The sequence below is a fragment of the Streptomyces sp. Ag109_O5-1 genome (assembly GCF_003814875.1).
In the GTDB taxonomy this organism is placed as follows: domain Bacteria; phylum Actinomycetota; class Actinomycetes; order Streptomycetales; family Streptomycetaceae; genus Streptomyces; species Streptomyces sasae.
Genome location: NZ_RKQF01000001.1, coordinates 6,069,734 through 6,090,495, shown reverse-complemented (window position 1 = coordinate 6,090,495; position 20,762 = coordinate 6,069,734). Strand labels below are relative to the sequence as shown.

The window sequence follows — 20,762 nt, the reverse complement described above, 5'->3', positions numbered from 1 at the left end:
GAGAGTGCGGCCGAGTTGGGGGTGCCAAAGCGGGTGGGGCCGCACGTGTGTGACACGTAAGTAGCACAGATGGTTGTGCGGTCGCTGAGTGCGATCTACGTCACGTCCGCATGGTGGACGCCGAAGTCCCTTGCGTACGTGTTGTATCTAAGCTGTGGTCATGAGCCTGGCCGTCAAGCAGCCCCCCGCCGCCGACCGTGTCTACTCCCATGTCAAACAAGGCGTCCTGGACCGTCGTTACGAGGGCGGCACGCTTCTCACCGAGGGCGAGCTGGCCGAGGCCGTGGGGGTCTCCCGCACCCCCGTGCGCGAGGCGCTGCTGCGCCTGGAGGCCGAGGGCCTGATCAAGCTCTACCCCAAGAAGGGCGCCATGGTGCTGCCCGTCTCCGCGCAGGAGATCGCGGACGTGGTGGAGACCCGGATGCTGGTCGAGGAGCACGCGGTACGCAAGGCCGTGCCCCCGTCGCCGGCGCTCGTGGCCCGGCTCGAGGAACTGCTCACCCGGCAGAAGGCCGAGGCCGCCGCCGGTGACCTGGCCGCCGCGGCCGTCACGGACCGCTGCTTCCACGCCGAGATCGTCCGCGACGGCGGCAACGCGATCCTCTCCCGCCTCTACGACCAACTGCGCGACCGTCAGCTGCGGATGGGCGTCGCGATCATGCACGCGCACCCCGACCGCATCGCCAAGTCGCTGACCGAGCACGAGGAGATCCTGGACGCGCTGCGCGCCGGGGACGCCGAGCGCGCGGTCGATCTGGTGCACCGGCACGTCGACTGGTTCTCGCACCTGGCGCGGGGTGAGGTCCGATGAACCGCGCCGCCACCAGCCTGCCCGGTGATCCTCCGGGCGGCCGACGGGCCGTCGCGGTGTGGTGCACGGGCGTCTCGGTCTACTTCGTCGCCGTCATCTTCCGTACGTCCCTGGGTGTCGCCGGCCTCGACGCGGCCGACCGCTTCCACGTCGGCGCCTCGGCCTTGTCCACCTTCTCCATCCTCCAGCTGCTGGTCTACGCAGGCATGCAGATACCCGTCGGCCTACTGGTCGACCGGCTCGGCACGAAGAAGGTGCTGAGCATCGGCGCGCTGCTGTTCACCGCCGGGCAGCTGGGCTTCGCCTTCTCCCCCTCGTACGGCACCGCGCTCGCCTCCCGCGCGCTGCTCGGCTGCGGCGACGCGATGACGTTCATCAGCGTGCTGCGGCTCGGCACCCGCTGGTTCCCGGTGCGGCGCGGGCCGCTGATAGCCCAGCTCGCCGGTCTGGTCGGCATGGCGGGCAACCTCGTCTCCACGCTGGTCCTGGCCCGGCTGCTGCACGGCGTCGGCTGGACCCCCGCGTTCGCGGGCAGCGCGCTGGCCGGCGTGGTCGTACTGGTCCTCGTGTTCTCGTTCCTGAAGGACCACCCCGAGGGGTACGAGCCGGAGCCCTTCCCGCACCAGGGTGCGGCATACGTGCGCAGGCAGATCGTCGCGTCCTGGCGGGAGCCCGGGACACGGCTCGGCCTGTGGGTGCACTTCACCACCCAGTTCCCGGCGATGGTGTTCCTGCTGTTGTGGGGGCTGCCGTTCCTGGTCCAGGCGCAGGGGCTGTCCCGCGCCACGGCCGGTGAACTGCTGACCCTGGTCGTCCTCTCCAACATGCTGATCGGGCTGGTCTACGGCCAGATCGTCGCCCGGCACCACACGGCGCGGCTGCCGCTGGCGCTGGGCACGGTCGCCGCGACCGCCGTGGTCTGGGCGGCGACGCTGGTCTATCCGGCCGAGCATGCGCCCATGTGGCTGCTGGTGGTGTTGTGTGCGGTGCTGGGGGCGTGTGGGCCGGCGTCGATGCTCGGCTTCGACTTCGCGCGCCCCGCGAATCCGCCGGAGCGGCAGGGGACCGCGTCGGGAATCACCAACATGGGTGGTTTCGTGGCCTCGATGACGACGTTGTTCGTGGTCGGTGTGCTGCTGGATGCGACCGATGACAACTACTCGGTGGCGTTCTCGTGTGTGTTTGTGCTGCAGGCGCTGGGGGTGAGTCAGATCCTGCGGTTGCGGGGGCGGGCGGCTCGGCGGGAGCGGGAGCGGTTGGTGGCGAGCCGGGTGGAGACGGTGCACGTGCCTGCGTGAATTCCGTCTCCCACCCGCGCACCGCCCGTTCAGGTGGGCAGAGAGGCTGGGCGACCCGCCGGGGCGAACGCCGGCGGCGGCTTTCCGCGCGTGCGACGCGATCGGGCAGCTGCTGGTGCGCGGCGATCACGCGGCCGCTTCGGGCGATGACCGGGCAGTCGCTGGTGCGGTGCCCGGGACCACCGGTGCGGTGCCCGGCAGCCACTGGAGCGGTGACCCGGCGGCTGCCGGTGGGAGCGGGGCGGTCACCGCGTCGTCGGGACGAGACGAAGGGTGTGGTCATCCGGTCGTCGGGACGAGGGTCAGGTAGGCGAGGCCCAGTACGCCGCGGTATGCCAGCCAGGCCGTGCGGTGGGTGTCGAGGCGGTCGCGGGTTTCTGCTGCCAGGGGGTGGTCGGGGTTGGCCGCCAGCCATACCTCCGTGTCCGCCTGGTACGCCGACTCGAACTCCTCCCACTCGTCCAGGCTCGCCGTCTCGGTCCACTCCGGGCGGAAGCCGGCGGCCACCGCGAGGCTGGTGAGGGTCGCCAGGTCGTGGTGGTCGTCGACCGACGCGCCCGGCCACATCCGGGTGAGCTCGGCTTCCGTCGGGGTGCGCTGCCAGAAGCCCTCGCCCAGCAGGACCCGCCCGCCGTCGGCCACCAGCCGCCGCAGCTCCCGCAGGGCGGTCACCAGGTCGTCGCTCAGCGCCTGGCTCGCCCCGAGGCACAGCACCACGTCGGCCGGGCCGCGCCCGGTGCCCACCGCCGACTCCTCCGCGAACTCCACCCGGTCGGCCAGCCCCCGCGCCTCGGCGCCCCGCCGCCCCCGCTCCAGATCCGCCGCGCGTAGATCCACTCCGACCCCACCCGCCCCCGGCACGGCCTCCAGCAGCCGGAGCATCAGCTCGCCCCAGCCGCAGCCGATGTCGAGCACGGTGGCAGGACGGGTCGCGGCGAGACGCCTCACCATCCCCGTCGCGCGGGTCTCGGAGAGCGGGCCGTGGAAGGTCAGCCGGGTGAGGCGGGGCGGGAGATCGGTGTGCGGCGCGGTGTCAGCTGTCATGCCGGGCAAGGTAGATCCCCCGGCCGCTGGGGGACACCGAATTAATCGGGTACCGATCGATTCGGTGGCCGCCGTTACTGCGTGACCGCGAAGTTCCGCAGGATCGCCGCCGTCAGTTCCGGGTCGCCCTCCGCCTTCACCCGGTCCGCGACCGCCTCCGGGGTCGTACGGCCGCAGGCCAGACGGACGTAGGTCTCCCAGTCGAGGGTGAAGATGGCGGCGGGACCGAGGGCGGGGGTGGCTTCCAGGGTGCCGCGGCCCTGGATGTCGATGCGGATGGTGCGCAGGAACTCCACCGGTCCGTGCACATCGAAGATGACCGCCGAACTGCGCGGCGCGTTGGCGTCGTTGGCGACCACCCGGGGCAGTTCGCCGAGCAGCACGTCCCGGGCGATCTGCGCGCCCGGCGAGTCGAGGTTGCCGGGCCGCCCGAGTGCCGCCCGCAGGTCCTGCTCGTGCACCCACACGTCGAACGCGCGGTTGCGCATGGCCGCCTCGAGGGTGATCTCCTTGCCCATCGGCCCGCGCACGGTCGCCCCCGGCTCCCGCGACTCGTTGCGCAGCTGGCGGTTGCGACGGATGACCGTGTACTCCAGCTCGGAGGTCATCTCGGGCGCCGTGTGGTGGCGGCGGGCGTCGACCTGCATCTCCATGTAGCGCTGGTGCTCGTTGGTGATGTGGAAGAGGTCGCGCGGCAGGGTGTGGATGGGCCGAGGGTCGCCGAGCATCTCGCAGTCCAGGCCGATCACATGGGAGACCACGTCCCGCACCGACCAGCCCGGGCATGGCGTCCGCCGGTTCCACTCGCCCTCGACCAGAGGCGTCACCAGCTCGGATATCGCTTCGATGGAGTGGGTCCAGGCGTCGGCGTAGGGCTGGAGGGTGGGATGCAGACTCACGGAACGGGACCCCTCGGCGGTCGGTACTCGGGCAGGTTGTGGCGGCGCTGCCAGTGGGAGGTGGCTGCTGTCGGCGGGTGTCTTGAGACGCTAAGTTACGCTGCTGTGAGGCACCCCGGCAGTGCTTTCGTGTGACGATCGTAGGCCCGTGTGGACGGCTCGAATGCCAGGACGGTGGTAGTGTGCGCGCCTCGCTCATCCAGATCGATGTAAACGAGGGCGAATCGGTCGAATCTCGTCGGCGGCGTGTGACCGCGCTGGTACGCGAGCAGGCCGGTGCCGATCTTGTCGTACTGCCCGAGCTGTGGACGACGGGTGCGTTCGCCTACGAGGAGTTCGCCACGGAGGCCGAGCCGCTCGAAGGCCCGACGTACGAGGCGATGGCGAAGGCGGCGAGCGACGCGGGCGTCTGGCTGCACGCCGGCTCGATCCCCGAGCGGGACCCTGACGGCCCCCTCTACAACACGTCTCTCGTCTTCTCCCCCACCGGTGAGCTGGCCGCGGCCTATCGCAAGATCCACCGCTTCGGTTTCGACAAGGGCGAGGCGGTGCTGATGGGCGCCGGGCGGGAACTGGTGACCGTCCGGCTCCCGGAGACCACGCTGGGCGTGGCCACCTGCTACGACCTCCGATTCCCCGAACTCTTCCGCGGACTCGTCGACGCCGGCGCCGAGACGATGGTGCTCTCGGCGGGCTGGCCCGAGCGGCGACGCGCGCACTGGACGCTGCTGGCCCAGGCGCGGGCGGTCGAGAACCAGGCGTTCGTGCTCGCGTGTGGAACGGCCGGGACACACGCCGGAGTTCCGCAGGCGGGTCACTCGATCGTGGTCGATCCCTGGGGCGAGGTACTGGCCGAGGCGGGCGCCGGTGAGGAGATCCTCACCGTCGACTTCGACCCGGCCAGGGTCGCCACGACCCGCGAACAGTTCCCGGCCCTCAAGGACCGCCTGCTGGGCCTGGAGCCCCCGACTCACCGCTAGTCCTCTTCCCGCTCCTTCTCCGCGAGATGGATCACGCACACCGCCACCGCGATCAGCAGTGCCGGGTCCGCGTCGTTCCGCACGATGTCGACGCCGTAGGTCTCCCGTACATGCAGCCAGCGCCGGGAGATCACGGCGAGCAGTTCGCCGTCGTACTCGACGGCGAACTCGCGGTCGAGGATCTTGCCGCTGACGTCCAGTTCGGTGCCCTCCGCCAGGCGCACCCGGTAGTGGTTGCGCAGCAGCGAGAGCCGCTTGCGTCTGATGGTGGCCAGCGGCTCGCCCTCGCGTTCGATCACCATCGTGTCGCGCAGGGCGAACATCTTCTGGTGGAAGTCGACGAGCACGCGCCCGTGCCGGTCCTTCAGCTCGAACGTGTCCCGCAGCCGCATGGCCTTGCCGTCGACGAGGAACACCTTGTCGCCGTGCTCGTCCTCGATCCAGTAGTCCTCGCCGAAGCCGAGGAGCCGGTCGCGTACCAGGAATCTCATACCTGTACCCCTTCCCGGGCCACCGGCCCGAAACGCCGGCGGTAGTCCGACGGGCTGAGTCCCGTCTCGCGCCGCAGCCGCGCGCGCAGATTGGCCGCCGTACCGAGTCCGCTGCGCGCCGCCACCACGTCCAGCCGTTCCTCCCCGCGCTCGATCAGACGGCAGGCGAGGGCCACTCGTTCCCCGGTGAGCCAGGCCAGCGGGGTGGTGCCCAGCTGGGCGCGGAACCGGCGGTGCAGGGTGGCGGGGGAGACGGCGGCCCGCGCGGCCAGGTCCGCCACGGTCAGCGGCTGCCCGAGCCGCTCCTGTGCCCAGGCCAGCAGCGGGCCGAGCGACTCGTCCGGCACCTCGGGCACCGGCCGTTCCACGAACTGCCGCTGCCCGCCGTCGCGGTGCGAGGCGAACACCAGCCGCCGGGACACCGCGTTGGCGATCTCGGCGCCGTGGTCCTGCCGCCAGATGTGCAGCCCCAGGTCGAGCGCGGCCGCGCTGCCCGAGGCGGTGAGCAGGTCGCCGTCGTCGACGAAGAGCACGTCCGGCCGGAGCAGCACCCGGGGATGCAGTTCCCGGAAGGCGTCCGCCCAGCGCCAGTGTGTGGTGGCCGGCCGTCCGTCCAGCAGCCCGGCCTCGGCGAGCGCGAAGGTCCCGGTGCAGAAACTCACGATCCGCACCCCCCGCGCGTGTGCGCGCCGGACGGCGTCGAGGACGTCGGCACCGCGCGGTACGACGTTGTCGGGCCGTCCCGGCACGACGACCGTGTCCGCCTCGTCCACGGCCGTCAGCCCCGCCACCCCGCTGAGGGTGAAGAAGCCGTGGTTCATGCGCACCTCGCGCGTGGGCGCGCACACCGTCACCTCGTACGGCGGCACGGGCAGCCCCAGCTCGGGCCGCGGCAGCCCGAACAGCTCGGTGGCGACCCCGACCTCGAACGGATTGGTGCCCGCGTCGACGATCACGGCGACGCGATGGGTCGACCCGTTCGCTTGAGAGGATCCTTGCGTCATATGCGATTTCTAGCACTCACGCGGAGGCCGGTCGACGCCCCAGGATGATCGTCATGACCAGCGAACCCGTCTCCCTCGCCCGCGCCCTCGCCTCCTTCGACGACCTGTGGAGTCCCCGCATCGTCACCGCCGTCAACGACTACGACGTCCGTGTCGCCAAGGTGGAGGGCGAGCACCTCTGGCACGTCCACGACCACACCGACGAGTTCTTCCTGGTCCTGGAGGGCGAACTGCGCATCGCCCTGCGCGAGCCGGCCGGCGAGCGCACGGTCGTCCTCCTCAAGGGCTCGGTCTTCACCGTCCCCCGGGGTACCGAGCACAAGCCCGCCGCCCCGGCCGGAGCGTCGATCCTCCTCTTCGAACCGACCGGCACGTCCACGGTCGGCGACCGCCACGACGACATCCCGGACCACGTGGATGCGACGACGGGCCACACACTGTCCTGACCAGGGACGATTCGAGTTGTCCACAGGCGGAATCGTCTGTCGGCGGGGAGTGGCACTCTTGATCCATGAGCGAGACATCCCCGGCCCGCACCCCGCGCCGTGCCCGCGTCCGTGCCCCCGAGCTGATCGGCAAGGGCGGCTGGCTGAACACAGGCGACAAGCAGTACACCCTCGCTGACCTGCGAGGACGCATTGTGGTCCTCGATTTCTGGACATTTTGTTGTATCAACTGCCTGCATGTCCTGGACGAGCTGCGCGAGCTGGAGGAGCGGCACCGGGACACGGTGGTGATCATCGGGGTGCACTCGCCGAAGTTCGTGCACGAGGCGGAGCACCAGGCGGTCGTCGACGCCGTGGAGCGGTACGGCGTGGAGCACCCGGTGCTCGACGACCCGGAGCTCGCCACCTGGAAGCAGTACGCGGTGCGGGCCTGGCCGACGCTGGTGGTGATCGACCCCGAGGGGTACGTCGTCGCGCAGCACGCCGGCGAGGGACACGCGCACGCGATCGCGCGGCTGGTCGAGGAGCTGGAGGCGGAGCACGAGGCGAAGGGCACCCTGCGCCGCGGCGACGGCCCTTACGTGCCGCCGGAGCCCGAGCCCACCGCCCTGCGCTTCCCCGGCAAGGCGCTGCTGCTCCCCTCCGGGAACTTCCTGGTCAGCGACACCACCCGGCACCAGTTGGTGGAGCTGGCGCAGGACGCGGAGACGGTCGTGCGGCGGATCGGCTCCGGGACGCGCGGCTTCGCGGACGGCCCGGCGGCCGAGGCCTCCTTCAGCGAGCCGCAGGGGCTGGCGCTTCTCGACGACGGCTCGGTGGTCGTCGCCGACACCGTCAACCACGCGCTACGGCGCCTGGACCCGACCACCGGTGAGGTCACCACGCTCGCCGGCACCGGCCGCCAGTGGTGGCAGGGCTCCCCGACCTCCGGCCCGGCCCGTGAGATCGACCTGTCCTCTCCCTGGGACGTGGCGGTCTTCGGCGGCAGGGTGTGGATCGCGATGGCGGGCGTGCACCAGCTGTGGGCGTACGACCCGGAGAGCCGGACGGTCGCCGTCGCCGCAGGTACCACCAACGAGGGGCTGGTGGACGGCCCGGCGGCCGAGGCGTGGTTCGCTCAGCCGTCCGGGCTCGCGGCCACCGCCGACCGGCTCTGGCTCGCCGACTCCGAGACCAGCGCCCTGCGCTGGGTCGACCCGGAGGGACACGTACACACCGCCGTGGGGACGGGGCTGTTCGACTTCGGGCATCGTGACGGCGCGGCCGAACAGGCCCTGTTCCAGCACCCGCTGGGCGTGACAGCCCTCCCCGACGGCTCGGTGGCGGTGTCCGACACCTACAACCACGCACTGCGCCGCTACGACCCCGCGACCGGGGAAGTCACCACACTGGCCACGGACCTGAGAGAGCCGAGCGATGCGGTGCTGGTCGGCGACGACATCGTGGTGGTCGAGTCGGCCCGCCACCGCCTGACCCGGCTGCGGCTGCCCGAGGAGGCGGTCCGGGTGGAGTCGGTCGCCCACCGCACCCAGCGGGCGGCGACCGAGGTGGCCCCCGGCCGCCTCCGCCTGGACGTGATCTTCCAGCCCCCCGCGGGCCAGAAACTGGACACCCGGTACGGCCCGTCGACCCGACTGCTGGTCTCCTCGACCCCGCCGGAACTGCTGCTCAAGGGCGAGGGCGCGGACACGGACCTGACGCGGGAGCTGGACCTGAACCCGGCGGTGAGCGAAGGCGTCCTGCACGTCTCGGCGATGGCGGCGAGCTGCGACGACGACCCGGCCAACCAGTACCCCGCGTGCCACGTGCACCAGCAGGACTGGGGGGTGCCGGTGCGACTGACAGAGGGCGGGGCGGACCGACTGCCCCTGGTCCTGGCCGGCATGGATCAAGACGCCTAGCTTCAGCGCCCCTGAAAAGGGCGCGGGGCTGTATCGGTTGCGAGCGCGGTCTCGTCTGAAGGGAGTCGGCCTCCCGGGATCGGACCACGGACGGGATCCGTGTCTCTGCCCCGGGGTTGAGTACGCCGAGGACCAGTGCGCCCAAGACCGTTCGGGGCGTGCGGCTGATGTGGCTCAGGCCTGCTCAGTCCCCAGGAACGGTTGAGGACGGTGTCCGTGTCCTGCATGAAGAGCAGGCTGCAGTCGTCCACGTGTGGCAGTACCCGGGCGAGGTCGCCCGTGCTGTCGGTGCAGTTGTCGGCGGCAAGGACGAACAGCTGGCCTACCGGGTCTGACGGTGTGTCCGTTACATGCCATACCCGTCGGTGTAGCCGTCACGGTGACGGTGCCGGTCCTCCTCGACGACGGCCGTCGGCGGCACCATGACCCGCCGGCGGCGGGCGATGCTGCTGAACGTGGCGACGCCGATGATCCCGACGGCCATCAGGATCAGGCCGACGACGTCGAGGTTGACTCCCTGCATGTGCCAGTCGGTCGCGAACGTGAGGATGGCCCCCACGGCGATGAGGATGATGCACCCGCCGAGCCCCATGAGTGTTGCCTCCCCTTCAGGTCCGGTGGTTCCGGTCCGCACCGGGTACCCAAGGGCGGGCGGGTCATGTGCGTCTCCCCGTGCAACTACCCTTCCAGGAAGGCCACCAGCGCGTTCGCCAGCAGGAACGGGTCGTCGGCGCCGCACAGTTCGCGGGCGCTGTGCATGGAGAGGATGGCCGCGCCGATGTCGACGGTCCGGATCCCGTGGCGGGCCGCGGTGATCGGGCCGATCGTGGTGCCGCAGGGCATCGAGTTGTTGGAGACGAAGGTCTGGTAGGGGACCCCGGCCTTCTCGCAGGCGGCGGCGAAGAGCGCGCGGCCCGAACCGTCCGTCGCGTAGCGGTTGTTGACGTTGACCTTGAGGATCGGTCCGCCGTTGACGCGGGGGTGGTGCGTCGGGTCGTGCCGCTCCGCGTAGTTGGGGTGGACGGCGTGGCCGGTGTCGGAGGAGAGACAGACGGTGGCCGCGAAGGCCCGCGCCCGGTCCTCGTACGATCCGCCGCGCGCCAGCACCGAGCGCTCCAGCACGTTGCCGAGCAGCGGCCCGTCCGCACCGGTGTCCGACTGGGAGCCGGTCTCCTCGTGGTCGAAGGCGGCAAGGACCGGGATGCAGGGGAGCTCGGAGCCGCCCGCCGCCGTGGCCGTGGCCGCCAGTGCCGCCGTACCGGCGTGCACGGACAGCAGGTTGTCCATCCGGGGCCCGGCCAGCAGCTCCTGGTCGCGGCCCAGGTATGCCGGGGGTTCGACGGCGTAGGTCATCAGGTCCCAGCCGGTGACCGAGCCGGCCGGCAGGCCCGACTCGTGCTCCAGGAAGGCGATCAGGTCGCCGTCGCGGACGTCGTCGCCGAGGCCCCAGATGGGCTGGAGGTGGCGCTGCTTGTCGAGTTTGAGCCCCTCGCTGCTGACCGCACGGTCCAGGTGGATGGCGAGCTGGGGCACGCGCAGCAGCGGCCGGTGCACGTCGACCAGGCGGGTGGTGCCGTCCCGCAGGCTCAGCCGGCCGGCCAGGCCCAGGTCCCGGTCGAGCCAGGAGTTCATCAGCGGTCCGCCGTAGATCTCCACGGCCACCTGGCGGAAGCCGTGCGCCCCGGTGTCGGGCCGCGGCTTCACCCGCAGGTTCGGGGAGTCGGTGTGCGCGCCGACGATCCGGAACGGTGTGTGGGGCGCGGCGCCCTCCGGGACGTACCAGGCGATGATCGCGCCGCCGCGCAGCACGTACTTGCCGCCGGCCGTGCCGTCCCAGGCGTCCGTCTCGGCGACCTGCCGGAAACCGGCCTTCTCCAGCCGTTCACCGGCGTTCGCCGCGGCGTGGTACGGCGTCGGGCTCGCCGCGAGGAAGGACATCAGGTCGTCGGTGTGCCCGCGGTCGAAGCGAGAGGGTGCGGATGCGCTCATGTGCCTCACCTTAACGACGTACGGAGGCCCGCTCCCCTGGACAGGGGACCGGGCCTCCGGCGGCGGATCAGAGGATCAGTGGACCGGGACGGTCAGAAAGCCGCCTCGTCCAGCTCCATCAGGTCGAGGTCCACGTCGGCCGCGACCTTGCGGGCCAGGGTGACGCCCGGCAGCACGTTGGCCGCGAAGAACTTCGCCGCCGCGATCTTGCCGGTGTAGAACGGCTTGTCCTTGTTCGACGCCGTCTCCAGCTTCTCGGCGGCGATCGCGGCACCCTTGAGCAGCAGGTAGCCGACGATCACGTCACCGGAGGCGAGCAGCAGGCGGGAGGTGTTCAGGCCCACCTTGTAGATGTTCTTGACGTCCTGCTCGGTGGCCGCGAGGTCGGTCAGCATCAGGCCGACGATCGCCTCCAGCTCGACGGCCGCCTTCGCGAGGTGCTCGCGGGCGCCCGCCAGCTCCTCGCCGCCGGTGCCGAGCGCGAGGAACTTCTTGATGTCCTCGGCGAGGGAGTTCAGGGCCGCGCCCTGGTTGCGGACGATCTTCCGGAAGAAGAAGTCCTGGCCCTGGATCGCGGTGGTGCCCTCGTACAGGGTGTCGATCTTGGCGTCGCGGATGTACTGCTCGATCGGGTACTCCTGCAGGAAGCCGGAGCCGCCGAAGGTCTGCAGCGACTGGGCGAGCTGCTCATAGCCCTTCTCGGAGCCGTAGCCCTTGACGATCGGCAGGAGCAGGTCGTTGAGCGCGTGCTCGGCCTTCGGGTCCTCGCCGTTCGCCTCCTTGACGGCGATGGCGTCCTGGATCGAGGCGGTGTAGAGGACGAGGGCGCGCATGCCCTCGGCGTAGGCCTTCTGCGTGATCAGCGAGCGGCGCACGTCGGGGTGGTGGGTGATGGTGACCTTGGGCGCGGTCTTGTCCAGGAAGTTCGCGAGGTCCGGACCCTGGACGCGCTCCTTGGCGTACTCGAGGGCGTTGAGGTAACCGGTCGACAGCGTCGAGATGGCCTTCGTGCCGACCATCATCCGGGCGAACTCGATGATCCGGAACATCTGGCGGATGCCCTCGTGCTTGTCACCGATCAGCCAGCCCTTGGCCGGGTGACGGTCACCGAAGGTCATCTCGCAGGTGTTGGAGGCCTTCAGGCCCATCTTGTGCTCGACGTTGGTCGCGTAGACGCCGTTGCGCTCGCCCAGTTCGCCGGACTCGCCGTCGAACAGGTACTTCGGGACGAGGAAGAGGGAGAGGCCCTTGGTGCCGGGGCCGGCACCCTCGGGGCGCGCCAGCACGTAGTGGAGGATGTTCTCCTCCATGTCGTGCTCACCGGAGGTGATGAAGCGCTTCACACCCTCGATGTGCCAGGAGCCGTCCTCCTGCTGGATCGCCTTGGTACGGCCGGCGCCCACGTCCGAGCCCGCGTCGGGCTCGGTGAGCACCATGGTCGAACCCCAGGTGCGGTCCACGGCGAGCTGCGCCCACTTCTTCTGCTCCTCGGTGCCCTCCTCGAAGAGGATGCGCGCGAACGCCGGGCCGGAGGAGTACATCCACACGGCCGGGTTGGCGCCGAGGATCAGCTCCGCGTACGCCCAGATCAGCGACGGGGGAGCGGTCGTGCCGCCGATCTCCTCGGGCAGGCCGAGACGCCAGTACTCGGAGTCCATGAAGGCCTTGTAGCTCTTCTTGAAGGACGCCGGGACCGGCGCGGTGTTGGTCTCCGGGTCGAAGACCGGCGGGTTGCGGTCGGCGTCGGCGAAGGACTCCGCGAGCTCGTTCTCGGCGAGCCGGGTCAGCTCCTCCAGGACGCTCTTCGCGGTGTCGGTGTCCATCTCGCCGAACGGACCGGTGCCGTACAGCTTGTCGCGACCGAGCACTTCGAACAGGTTGAATTCGATGTCGCGCAGGTTGGACTTGTAGTGCCCCATGGTGACGGCTCCGTATCCGGATCGGCGAGGCACTGAATCCTCGCGCAAGCTTTCACATACCAACGAGTAGCTCCGATGATGCTACCCGCCGGTAATAAGGCGCAACCCCCATCCGGTGAAGTGTGAGATGGGTCTACCTTCTCGCGTGCACCGCGTGTCTCGGTAGGCTTACGCGCATGTATGGATACGGCCAGCCCATGGACGGTGGGGCTGCTCAGCAGCAGTACGCCCAGCCGCAGCAGCAGATGCCGGGCGGCCATGGCGGATACGGCCAGCAGCCACCGCTCTACCCCGAGCCGTCTCCGCCGTCCCTCGCGGACGCGGTGCGGGCCTTCACCACCGGTCAGGTGACCGCCGAGGACTTCCAGCAGGTCTTCGCCACGTCGAAGGTCTACTGCCCGCGCGGTGACAACCCCGGCTTCCTCGCCCTGCACAACACCCAGCAGCCGGTGATCCCGATGTTCACCTCGCTGAAGGAACTGCGCCGGTACGCGGGCAAGGAGTCCAAGTACTTCGTCATCACCGGCGCCGAGGTCATCGACCTCCTCCCGACCGGCTACGGCTTCGTCCTCGACATGGAGGGCGAGCACCGGATGGTCTTCGACGCCAAGGCCGTCGAGCAGATGGTCGAGTTCGCGATGCGCCGGATGTACGGCTGAGCCGTACTCCTGAATATCCCCTTCCGCTCGTCGGGCTCGCCTACTGTGCCCGCGTGACCGAGATCGACTCGTCGCCGCCGGTCCTGCACGGCCGGCGGCGTTCTGCTGCCCGGCTGCGGTCCGGCGTACTGCTGCTGGAACAGGGCGGGGTGCGGCGCCGGACACCCGTGGCCGCGATCGAACGCGTGGAAGTTTGCGGCCGGGAGGGGCGAGAGTTCGCCGTCGTTCTGACCTCGAACGATCAGTGTCCGGCCGCGCCCGGACACTCCCTCGTCTCCCGAAGTGCCCCGGTCGTACGGGAGTTCGCGGAGGCCCTGCGTCGTGCGCTGCCCGTGCGGGACGCCGCCGAGCCGCGCCCGGAGGGCGCCTCGCCGGTGTCCGTGGACGATGGAGCGCCCGGGGCTGGAACCCCGGCAGGTGGCGTTGGCGGCGCTCGGGGTCGGCTATGCGATGATCACGGTCGCGCTGGTGGCGCGGGGCGCGGGGGAGCAGGCCGTCGTCTCCTGGCTGGTCGGCGTCCCCACGGTGCTCGCGCCGGGCGTGGCCGCCCTGGTGGGCGCTGTGCGATACGCGCGTGACGCCGCCGTGCTGCGCGCCCGGGGGATCGCGGTCGAGGGGCGGCTGGAGTACTCGTACGGGACCGGCTCCGGCGAGGACACGGTCAGGCACCACGTCTACTCCTACGTCGACCCTCACGGGGTACGGCGCAGCCGCAGCGGTACGGAGTGCGGTGCCCAGGAGGTCGAGATCGTGTACGACCCCGAGGATCCGGAGGGCACCACCAAGGTCGGGTGCAGGGCCGGGTGGCAACTGACCGGCGGCGTGCTTGTCGCGGTGCTGCCCGGACTGCCCATGACCCCCGTCGGCCTCGGCATGGCGGCGAGCGCGCCGGCTGCCCTGCGCGTCTGACGGTGATCCGGGAATGTTCGCCGGCTGCGCTCCGTTAGGGGTGGCAGAAAGTTCAACGCTCAACTAAAGTGGGCGCACAAGGAGGAGCCAACATGCCTGCAGTGACCGTCGAGAACCCGTTGACCCTGCCCCGAGTGGCCGCACCCGCCGACGCCGTGGCCCGTCCCGTGCTCGCCGTCACGACCGCGCCGAGCGGTTTCGAGGGTGAGGGCTTCCCGGTGCGCCGGGCGTTCGCGGGGATCAACTACCGCCACCTCGACCCGTTCATCATGATGGACCAGATGGGTGAGGTGGAGTACGCGCCGGGCGAGCCCAAGGGCACGCCGTGGCACCCGCACCGTGGCTTCGAGACCGTCACCTACATCATCGACGGCATCTTCGACCACCAGGACTCCCAGGGCGGTGGCGGCACCATCACCAACGGCGACACCCAGTGGATGACGGCGGGCTCGGGCCTGCTGCACATCGAGGCTCCGCCGGAGTCGCTGGTCGTGTCCGGCGGTCTCTTCCACGGCCTCCAGCTGTGGGTGAACCTCCCGGCCAAGGACAAGATGATGGCGCCGAGGTACCAGGACATCCGCGGCGGCCAGGTCCAGCTGCTGACGTCCCCCGACGGCGGTGCGCTGCTGCGGGTCATCGCGGGCGAGCTGGACGGCCACGCCGGCCCCGGGATCACCCACACGCCGATCACGATGATCCACGCGACGCTCGCCCCGGGCGCGGAGATCACGCTCCCGTGGCGCGAGGACTTCAACGGCCTGGCGTATGTCATGGCCGGCAAGGGGTCGGTGGGCGCCGAGCGCCGCCCGATCCAGCTCGGTCAGACGGCGGTCTTCGGCGCGGGCTCCTCCCTCACCGTCCGCGCGGACGAGAAGCAGGACTCGCACACGCCGGACCTGGAGGTCGTGCTCCTCGGCGGACAGCCGATCCGGGAGCCGATGGCCCACTACGGCCCGTTCGTCATGAACACCAAGGACGAGCTGATGCAGGCCTTCGAGGACTTCCAGAAGGGCCGCCTGGGGACGATCCCGGCGGTGCACGGAATGACGGAGACCGGCCCGCAGGCGTAACCGGACAACGACAGAGGCCTGATGCGGCAGTCGCGTCAGGCCTCTTTCCTTCCCTGCCCCCCGGCCTCGCTTCTCGGAAGACCGAGTCGGGTGGCGGGTGGGCACAGGTCTCGGGGGTCCGGGGGGCGGAGCCCCCTGGTACGGGGCCCGGAGCGCTGGTTCACCCGCCGGGAGGTGTACGGCAGGACAGCCGTCGGCCCCGCGTGATCCGCTGGTCCCGTGTCGCTGCTGCCCGAGTCCGTGCGCCGGTTCGCGGCCTGGTGTGCCGTGCTGCTGCTGGCCTCCGGCGTCGGCTGGGTCGGGATCCGGCTCTGCTCGGAGTTGCGCACCGCGGTGACGCCCGTACTGCTCGCACTGCTCGGCACCGCGCTGCTCGGGCCGCTGTACCGACGGCTCGTACGGGCCGGGGTGCAGCGGTCCCTCGCCGCCGGCCTCACGTGTGTCGCGGTGGTCGCGGTCGTCGGCGGTGCCGTCTACATCGTCGTCGCTGCGCTCGTGGAGACCGGCGACGAGATCGTCGCCTCGCTGAAGCACGCGGCGAAGTCGGTCGCCGAGCACTTCGGGGCCGCCGGGACCTCGCTCGGCGACCTGGCGGGCAGCGCCAGGGAACTGCTGGGCAAGTTCGGCGGGACGGCGGCCTCCAACGTCATCAGCGGCGTGAGCGTGGTCGGCGAGTCCATCGCCATGGCGGTGCTCGCGCTGCTGCTCGTCTTCTTCTTCCTGCGCGACTCGCACCTCTTCGTCGGTACTCTGCGGGCCGTGGCACCCGGCGGCAGCGCCGACATCCTGGAGGCCATGGCCCGCCGTGCCTTCGAGGGCATCGAGGGGTTCATGCGCGGCACCACCGTCATCGCCCTCATCGACGCCACCTGCATCACCATCGGCCTGCTGATCCTCCGGGTGCCGGGGGCCGTCGGGCTCGGCGCGCTCGTCTTCGTCGGCGCCTACATCCCCTACCTCGGCGCCTTCCTCTCCGGCGCCGTCGCCGTGCTGGTCGCCCTCGCCGACCGCGGCTTCGTCATCGCCCTGTGGACGCTCGGTGTCGTCCTCGCCGTGCAGGTGCTGGAGGGGCATGTGCTGCAGCCCATGATCCAGAGCCGCACCGTGCAGATGCACCCGGCGGTGGTGATGCTGGCGATCACGGCCGGAGCCTCCGTCGCCGGCATCCTGGGGATGCTGCTGGCCGTACCGCTCACCGCGGCCGCCTTCGGGGTCGTCCACGAACTGCACGCCCGCTACGCCGCCGCCTAGACGCCTTCGCCCCGGAGCCCCTCCCCCTCCCCGTCCTCGCTCTCCTTCCCCTCGTTGCCCTCGTACAGCTCGAACCAGATGCTCTTGCCCTCCCCGCGCGGGGCGACGCCCCACGCGTCCGCGAGGAGTTCGATCAGCACCAGACCACGGCCGGAGGAGGCCAGTTCGCCGGGCCGGCGCTTGTGCGGGAGGTCGTCGCCGGCGTCGGTGACCTCGACGCGGAGCCGGCGCTCGGGGACCTGCCCGGAGACCTCGGCGAGCAGCAGCGCATCGACGTCGGTGTGGACCAGCACGTTGGTGAGCATCTCGGAGACCAGCAGCACCGCCGAGTCGAGCTGGTCCGGCGAGCCCCAGTCGTGCAGCAGCTCACGCAGCTGCTGGCGGGCCTCGGCGACCCGCTCGGGCTCGTCCTGGGCCACCGAGAGGAGCGTGCGGCGGACCCGGGGCCGTACCGCGAAGGGCTCGTCGCCGCGGTCAGTGCCCGGCCGGGACAGCAGCAGGACCGCGATGTCGTCCTCGCGGCGGTCGGTCAGCGGCCCGGTGGTGTGGTGCGAGGAGGGTCCGTGCACGGCCTGGACCAGCGCGTCGGCCAGTTTCTCCAGGTCGCCGTCGTGCTCCTCCATGGTCGCCCGGATCCGCCGCCAGCCGCTCTCGATGTCGTGGCCACCGGTCTCGATCAGGCCGTCGGTGCACATCATCATGGTCTCGCCGGGTTCGAGGACGAACCGCGTGGTCGGATAGTCGGCGTCGGGGTCGATGCCGAGCGGCAGTCCGCCCGCCGTCGGCCGTCCCAGCATCGTGCCGTCGGCGATCCGGATCGCCGGGTCCAGATGCCCCGCGCGGGCGATCTCCAGCACTCCGGTCACCGGGTCCGCCTCGACGTACAGGCAGGTCGCGAAGCGCGGGTCGGCGATCTCTTCGTCGTAGGTGATCCCGTGCAGGAAGCGCGAGGCCCGGGAGAGCACCGCGTCCGGGCGGTGGCCCTCGGAGGCATAGGCGCGCAGCGCGATCCGCAGCTGGCCCATCAGACCCGCCGCGCGGACGTCATGGCCCTGGACGTCGCCGATGACAAGGGCGTAGCGGCCGGAGGGCAGCGGGATCATGTCGTACCAGTCGCCGCCCACCTGGAGCCCGCCACCGGTCGGTATGTAGCGGGCGGCCACCTCCATACCGGGGATCTCGGGGCCCAGCGTCGGCAGCATGGAGCGCTGGAGCCCGTCCGTCAGCTCCCGCTCCGAGTCGGCGATGCCGGCCCGGGACAGGGCCTGCGCCAGCATCCGGGCCACCGTGGTGAGCACGGAGCGCTCGTCGGGGGTGAACGACACCTGATAGGCGAAGCCCGCCATCCAGGCGCCCATGGTCCGTCCGGCCACCGTCAGCGGCAGGAAGGCCCAGGACTTGCGGCCGAACCGCTCGGCCAGCGGCCAGGTCACCGGATAGCGGGACTTGTACTGCTCGGGGGAGGAGAGATAGACGGCCCGGCCGGTCCGCACCACCTCCGCCGCCGGGTAGTCGGTCTCCAGCGGCATGCTGCTGAAGGGGCTGTCCTCGCCGATGTGCTGGCCGTGGTGGCCGAGCATCGTCAGCCGGTCGCCCTTGGCGCCGTACAGGACCAGCCCGTCCGGGGAGAACCCCGGCATCGACAGGCCCGCCGCGACCCGCAGCACCTCCTCGGTGGACCGTGCCTCCGCCAGCGCCCGTCCGGCGTCCAGCAGGAACGCCTCCCGGGAGCGCCGCCAGTCACCGGTGACCGGATGCTGGGCGGCGGCGCCGGGGGACGGCTCGGTGACCTCCTGGATGGTGCCCGTGACCCGGTAGACGCGTTCCTCGGAGTCGTACACCGGTCTGAAACGGCTGCGCACGGTCCGGATCAGCCGGCCCCGCTCGTCCATGACCCGCAGCCGTACCTCGCCGAGCGTGCCCTCGATGGCGGCCAGCCGGGTGATGCTGGTGTTCTCGTTCCAGTCGACGGGGTGGAAACGGGACCTGACCAGGGCCTCCGAGAGGATGCCCGGCTCGGGTGGCAGCCCGATGAGCCGGGCCGCCTCCGCGTCCGCGGTGACCAGCCCGGTGGCAGTGTCCCAGTGCCACAGCCCGGTCGCGAGGGCGGCGAGGACGTCCTCCACGGCGGGCAGGGGCTCGCCAGTTCGCATTGCCCCACTTTAAGAAGACCGGATCGGAAAATGCTACCGATCACCGAGTGGGTAATCGGGGGAGGTGGCCCTGAGGGGCCCGGTACGCTGGGTGGTGTTTCACGTGAAACACCAGGCTGAAATCCCACCCCGATCCGCGAAGGCTGGATGAACCACGATGCATCGGTACAGGTCCCACACCTGCGGCGAGCTCCGCTCCTCTGACGTCGGCACCGACGTCCGGCTGAGTGGCTGGCTGCACAATCGGCGCGACCTGGGCGGCATCCTCTTCATCGATCTGCGCGATCACTACGGCATCACCCAGCTCGTGGCCCGTCCGGGCACGCCCGCCTACGAGGCCCTGGACAAGGTGAGCAAGGAGTCGACCGTACGGGTTGACGGCAAGGTCGTCTCCCGCGGCAGCGAGAACATCAACCCCGACCTGCCCACCGGCGAGGTCGAGGTCGAGGTCGGCGAGGTCGAGCTGCTCGGCGCGGCCGCCCCGCTGCCGTTCACGATCAACGCCGAGGACGGGGTGAACGAGGAGCGGCGTCTGGAGTACCGCTTCCTGGACCTGCGCCGCGAGCGCATGCACCGCAACATCATGCTGCGTACGGCCGTGATCTCGGCCATCCGCCACAAGATGACGGCGCTGGGCTTCAACGAGATGGCGACGCCGATCCTGTCGGCGACCTCCCCCGAGGGCGCCCGCGACTTCGTCGTTCCCTCCCGACTGAACCCGGGCAAGTTCTACGCCCTGCCGCAGGCCCCGCAGCAGTTCAAGCAGCTGCTGATGATCTCCGGCTTCGACCGCTACTTCCAGATCGCGCCCTGCTTCCGCGACGAGGACGCCCGCGCCGACCGCTCGCCGGGCGAGTTCTACCAGCTCGACGTCGAGATGAGCTTCGTCGAGCAGGAGGACGTCTTCCGGCCCATCGAGCAGCTGATGACCGAGCTGTTCGAGGAGTTCGGCGGCGGCCGCCATGTCACCTCGCCGTTCCCGCGGATCCCGTTCCGCGAGGCGATGCTGAAGTACGGCTCCGACAAGCCGGACCTCCGCGCCCAGCTGGAGCTCGTCGACATCACCGACATCTTCGAGGGCTCGGAGTTCAAGGCCTTCGCCGGCAAGCATGTGCGCGCCCTTCCGGTCCCGGACGTCTCCGCGCAGCCCCGCAAGTTCTTCGACCAGCTCGGTGACTTCGCGGTCTCGCAGGGCGCCAAGGGCCTGGCCTGGGTCCGCGTCGCCGAGGACGGCTCGCTGTCCGGCCCGATCGCCAAGTTCCTCACCGAGGACAACGTCGCCGAGCTGACCAAGCGGCTCCAGCTGGCCGCCGGTCACGCCGTGTTCTTCGGCGCGGGCGAGTTCGACGAGGTCTCGAAGATCATGGGCGCGGTCCGGGTCGAGGCGGCCAAGCGTGCCGGGCACTTCGAGGAGGGCGTGTTCCGGTTCTGCTGGATCGTCGACTTCCCGATGTACGAGAAGGACGAGGACACCGGCGCGATCGACTTCTCGCACAACCCGTTTTCCATGCCGCAGGGCGGTCTGGAGGCCCTGGAGACCCAGGACCCGCTGGACATCCTGGGCTGGCAGTACGACATCGTCTGCAACGGCGTCGAGCTCTCCTCCGGCGCGATCCGGAACCACGAGCCCGAGATCATGCTCAAGGCCTTCGAGATCGCGGGCTACGACCGGGAGACCGTCGAGGACAAGTTCGCCGGCATGCTGCGCGCGTTCCGCTTCGGCGCCCCGCCGCACGGCGGTATCGCCCCGGGCGTGGACCGCATCGTGATGCTCCTCGCCGACGAGCCCAACATCCGCGAGACCATCGCCTTCCCGCTCAACGGCAACGCCCAGGACCTGATGATGGGCGCACCGACCGAGCTGGAGGAGACCCGTCTGCGCGAGCTGCACCTGACCATCCGGAAGCCGCAGCCGAAGTAAGGCATGAAGTAAGAGAG

General features: G+C 70.6%; 18 protein-coding genes. 10 read left to right on the top strand and 8 right to left on the bottom strand.

Annotation, left to right across the window (positions count from 1 at the left end; all coding sequences use genetic code 11):
- Positions 1–160: 160 nt before the first annotated feature.
- Together EDD90_RS27430 and EDD90_RS27425 are read left to right on the top strand one after the other, a co-directional pair.
- Positions 161–811, top strand: coding sequence for a GntR family transcriptional regulator (locus EDD90_RS27430; protein ID WP_123975655.1), 651 nt, complete (start codon positions 161–163; stop codon positions 809–811).
- Positions 808–2,109, top strand: coding sequence for a nitrate/nitrite transporter (locus EDD90_RS27425; RefSeq protein WP_123975654.1), 1,302 nt, complete (start codon positions 808–810; stop codon positions 2,107–2,109). The genes EDD90_RS27430 and EDD90_RS27425 overlap by 4 nt, the downstream gene beginning before the upstream one ends.
- A gap of 279 nt (positions 2,110–2,388) precedes the next feature.
- Here the strand turns inward: EDD90_RS27425 and EDD90_RS27420 are convergent, their stop codons facing one another.
- Together EDD90_RS27420 and EDD90_RS27415 are read right to left on the bottom strand one after the other, a co-directional pair.
- Positions 2,389–3,153, bottom strand: coding sequence for a cyclopropane-fatty-acyl-phospholipid synthase family protein (locus EDD90_RS27420; RefSeq protein ID WP_123975653.1), 765 nt, complete (start codon positions 3,151–3,153; stop codon positions 2,389–2,391).
- Between the two features lie 74 nt (positions 3,154–3,227).
- Positions 3,228–4,052: a maleylpyruvate isomerase family mycothiol-dependent enzyme gene (locus EDD90_RS27415; RefSeq protein WP_123975652.1), complete on the bottom strand. Its 825-nt coding sequence runs from the start codon at positions 4,050–4,052 to the stop codon at positions 3,228–3,230.
- A 182-nt stretch (positions 4,053–4,234) separates the two neighbouring features.
- Between EDD90_RS27415 and EDD90_RS27410 the strand changes: the two genes are divergently transcribed.
- A complete protein-coding gene (locus tag EDD90_RS27410) occupies positions 4,235–5,032 on the top strand; it encodes a carbon-nitrogen family hydrolase (protein WP_123975651.1) in 798 nt (265 codons plus the stop codon).
- Here EDD90_RS27410 and EDD90_RS27405 read toward each other — a convergent pair.
- The gene (locus EDD90_RS27405) at positions 5,029–5,523 is read right to left on the bottom strand and encodes an LURP-one-related/scramblase family protein (protein WP_123975650.1); all 495 of its coding nucleotides are present in this window, start codon (positions 5,521–5,523) and stop codon (positions 5,029–5,031) included. The two genes, EDD90_RS27410 and EDD90_RS27405, sit on opposite strands and share 4 nt — an antisense overlap.
- Positions 5,520–6,527 (bottom strand): GlxA family transcriptional regulator, encoded by a 1,008-nt coding sequence (locus EDD90_RS27400; protein ID WP_123975649.1) that lies wholly within the window; start codon positions 6,525–6,527, stop codon positions 5,520–5,522. The genes EDD90_RS27405 and EDD90_RS27400 overlap by 4 nt, the downstream gene beginning before the upstream one ends.
- Positions 6,528–6,580: 53 nt before the next feature.
- Between EDD90_RS27400 and EDD90_RS27395 the strand changes: the two genes are divergently transcribed.
- Positions 6,581–6,973 (top strand): cupin domain-containing protein, encoded by a 393-nt coding sequence (locus tag EDD90_RS27395; protein ID WP_123975648.1) that lies wholly within the window; start codon positions 6,581–6,583, stop codon positions 6,971–6,973.
- Between the two features lie 65 nt (positions 6,974–7,038).
- On the top strand, positions 7,039–8,874 hold the full coding sequence (locus EDD90_RS27390; protein ID WP_123975647.1) for a thioredoxin-like domain-containing protein: 1,836 nt from the start codon (positions 7,039–7,041) through the stop codon (positions 8,872–8,874).
- Positions 8,875–9,220: 346 nt separating this feature from the next.
- On the opposite strand, the gene EDD90_RS27380 is transcribed toward EDD90_RS27390, so the two are convergent.
- From EDD90_RS27380 to EDD90_RS27370, 3 genes are all read right to left on the bottom strand, one after another.
- A complete protein-coding gene (locus EDD90_RS27380) occupies positions 9,221–9,466 on the bottom strand; it encodes a DUF6458 family protein (RefSeq protein ID WP_123975646.1) in 246 nt (81 codons plus the stop codon).
- Positions 9,467–9,552: 86 nt separating this feature from the next.
- Positions 9,553–10,863 carry a M18 family aminopeptidase gene (locus tag EDD90_RS27375; RefSeq protein WP_123975645.1) on the bottom strand — a complete coding sequence of 437 codons (1,311 nt, stop codon included), beginning with the start codon at positions 10,861–10,863 and terminating at the stop codon, positions 9,553–9,555.
- A gap of 92 nt (positions 10,864–10,955) precedes the next feature.
- Positions 10,956–12,782 (bottom strand): acyl-CoA dehydrogenase, encoded by a 1,827-nt coding sequence (locus EDD90_RS27370; protein ID WP_123975644.1) that lies wholly within the window; start codon positions 12,780–12,782, stop codon positions 10,956–10,958.
- Between the two features lie 176 nt (positions 12,783–12,958).
- Between EDD90_RS27370 and EDD90_RS27365 the strand changes: the two genes are divergently transcribed.
- From EDD90_RS27365 to EDD90_RS27350, 4 genes are all read left to right on the top strand, one after another.
- Complete coding sequence (locus EDD90_RS27365; protein WP_123975643.1) at positions 12,959–13,441, top strand: SseB family protein; 483 nt, start codon at positions 12,959–12,961, stop codon at positions 13,439–13,441.
- 387 nt (positions 13,442–13,828) lie between these two features.
- Positions 13,829–14,350 (top strand): hypothetical protein, encoded by a 522-nt coding sequence (locus tag EDD90_RS27360; RefSeq protein WP_123975642.1) that lies wholly within the window; start codon positions 13,829–13,831, stop codon positions 14,348–14,350.
- Positions 14,351–14,442: 92 nt separating this feature from the next.
- The gene (locus tag EDD90_RS27355) at positions 14,443–15,420 is read left to right on the top strand and encodes a pirin family protein (RefSeq protein WP_123975641.1); all 978 of its coding nucleotides are present in this window, start codon (positions 14,443–14,445) and stop codon (positions 15,418–15,420) included.
- A 219-nt stretch (positions 15,421–15,639) separates the two neighbouring features.
- Positions 15,640–16,671, top strand: a complete 1,032-nt coding sequence (locus EDD90_RS27350; protein WP_123975640.1) for an AI-2E family transporter — start codon at positions 15,640–15,642, stop codon at positions 16,669–16,671.
- Here EDD90_RS27350 and EDD90_RS27345 read toward each other — a convergent pair.
- Complete coding sequence (locus EDD90_RS27345; RefSeq protein WP_123975639.1) at positions 16,668–18,824, bottom strand: SpoIIE family protein phosphatase; 2,157 nt, start codon at positions 18,822–18,824, stop codon at positions 16,668–16,670. The two genes, EDD90_RS27350 and EDD90_RS27345, sit on opposite strands and share 4 nt — an antisense overlap.
- 157 nt (positions 18,825–18,981) lie before the next feature.
- Between EDD90_RS27345 and aspS the strand changes: the two genes are divergently transcribed.
- Entirely contained in the window at positions 18,982–20,745 is a 1,764-nt protein-coding gene (gene aspS / locus EDD90_RS27340) for an aspartate--tRNA ligase (protein WP_123975638.1), read from the top strand.
- The last annotated feature ends 17 nt before the right edge of the window (positions 20,746–20,762 follow it).

Bases quoted from the DNA above. Each gene is read 5' to 3' on its own strand.
- EDD90_RS27365 (WP_123975643.1), top strand. From the start codon at position 12,959: ATGTATGGATACGGCCAGCCCATGGACGGTGGGGCTGCTCAGCAGCAG.
- EDD90_RS27400 (WP_123975649.1), bottom strand. From the start codon at position 6,527: ATGACGCAAGGATCCTCTCAAGCGAACGGGTCGACCCATCGCGTCGCC.
- EDD90_RS27370 (WP_123975644.1), bottom strand. From the start codon at position 12,782: ATGGGGCACTACAAGTCCAACCTGCGCGACATCGAATTCAACCTGTTC.
- EDD90_RS27430 (WP_123975655.1), top strand. From the start codon at position 161: ATGAGCCTGGCCGTCAAGCAGCCCCCCGCCGCCGACCGTGTCTACTCC.
- EDD90_RS27360 (WP_123975642.1), top strand. From the start codon at position 13,829: ATGGAGCGCCCGGGGCTGGAACCCCGGCAGGTGGCGTTGGCGGCGCTC.
- EDD90_RS27380 (WP_123975646.1), bottom strand. From the start codon at position 9,466: ATGGGGCTCGGCGGGTGCATCATCCTCATCGCCGTGGGGGCCATCCTC.
- EDD90_RS27405 (WP_123975650.1), bottom strand. From the start codon at position 5,523: ATGAGATTCCTGGTACGCGACCGGCTCCTCGGCTTCGGCGAGGACTAC.
- EDD90_RS27425 (WP_123975654.1), top strand. From the start codon at position 808: ATGAACCGCGCCGCCACCAGCCTGCCCGGTGATCCTCCGGGCGGCCGA.
- EDD90_RS27355 (WP_123975641.1), top strand. From the start codon at position 14,443: ATGCCTGCAGTGACCGTCGAGAACCCGTTGACCCTGCCCCGAGTGGCC.
- EDD90_RS27375 (WP_123975645.1), bottom strand. From the start codon at position 10,863: ATGAGCGCATCCGCACCCTCTCGCTTCGACCGCGGGCACACCGACGAC.
- aspS (WP_123975638.1), top strand. From the start codon at position 18,982: ATGCATCGGTACAGGTCCCACACCTGCGGCGAGCTCCGCTCCTCTGAC.
- EDD90_RS27390 (WP_123975647.1), top strand. From the start codon at position 7,039: ATGAGCGAGACATCCCCGGCCCGCACCCCGCGCCGTGCCCGCGTCCGT.
- EDD90_RS27345 (WP_123975639.1), bottom strand. From the start codon at position 18,824: ATGCGAACTGGCGAGCCCCTGCCCGCCGTGGAGGACGTCCTCGCCGCC.
- EDD90_RS27395 (WP_123975648.1), top strand. From the start codon at position 6,581: ATGACCAGCGAACCCGTCTCCCTCGCCCGCGCCCTCGCCTCCTTCGAC.
- EDD90_RS27420 (WP_123975653.1), bottom strand. From the start codon at position 3,153: ATGACAGCTGACACCGCGCCGCACACCGATCTCCCGCCCCGCCTCACC.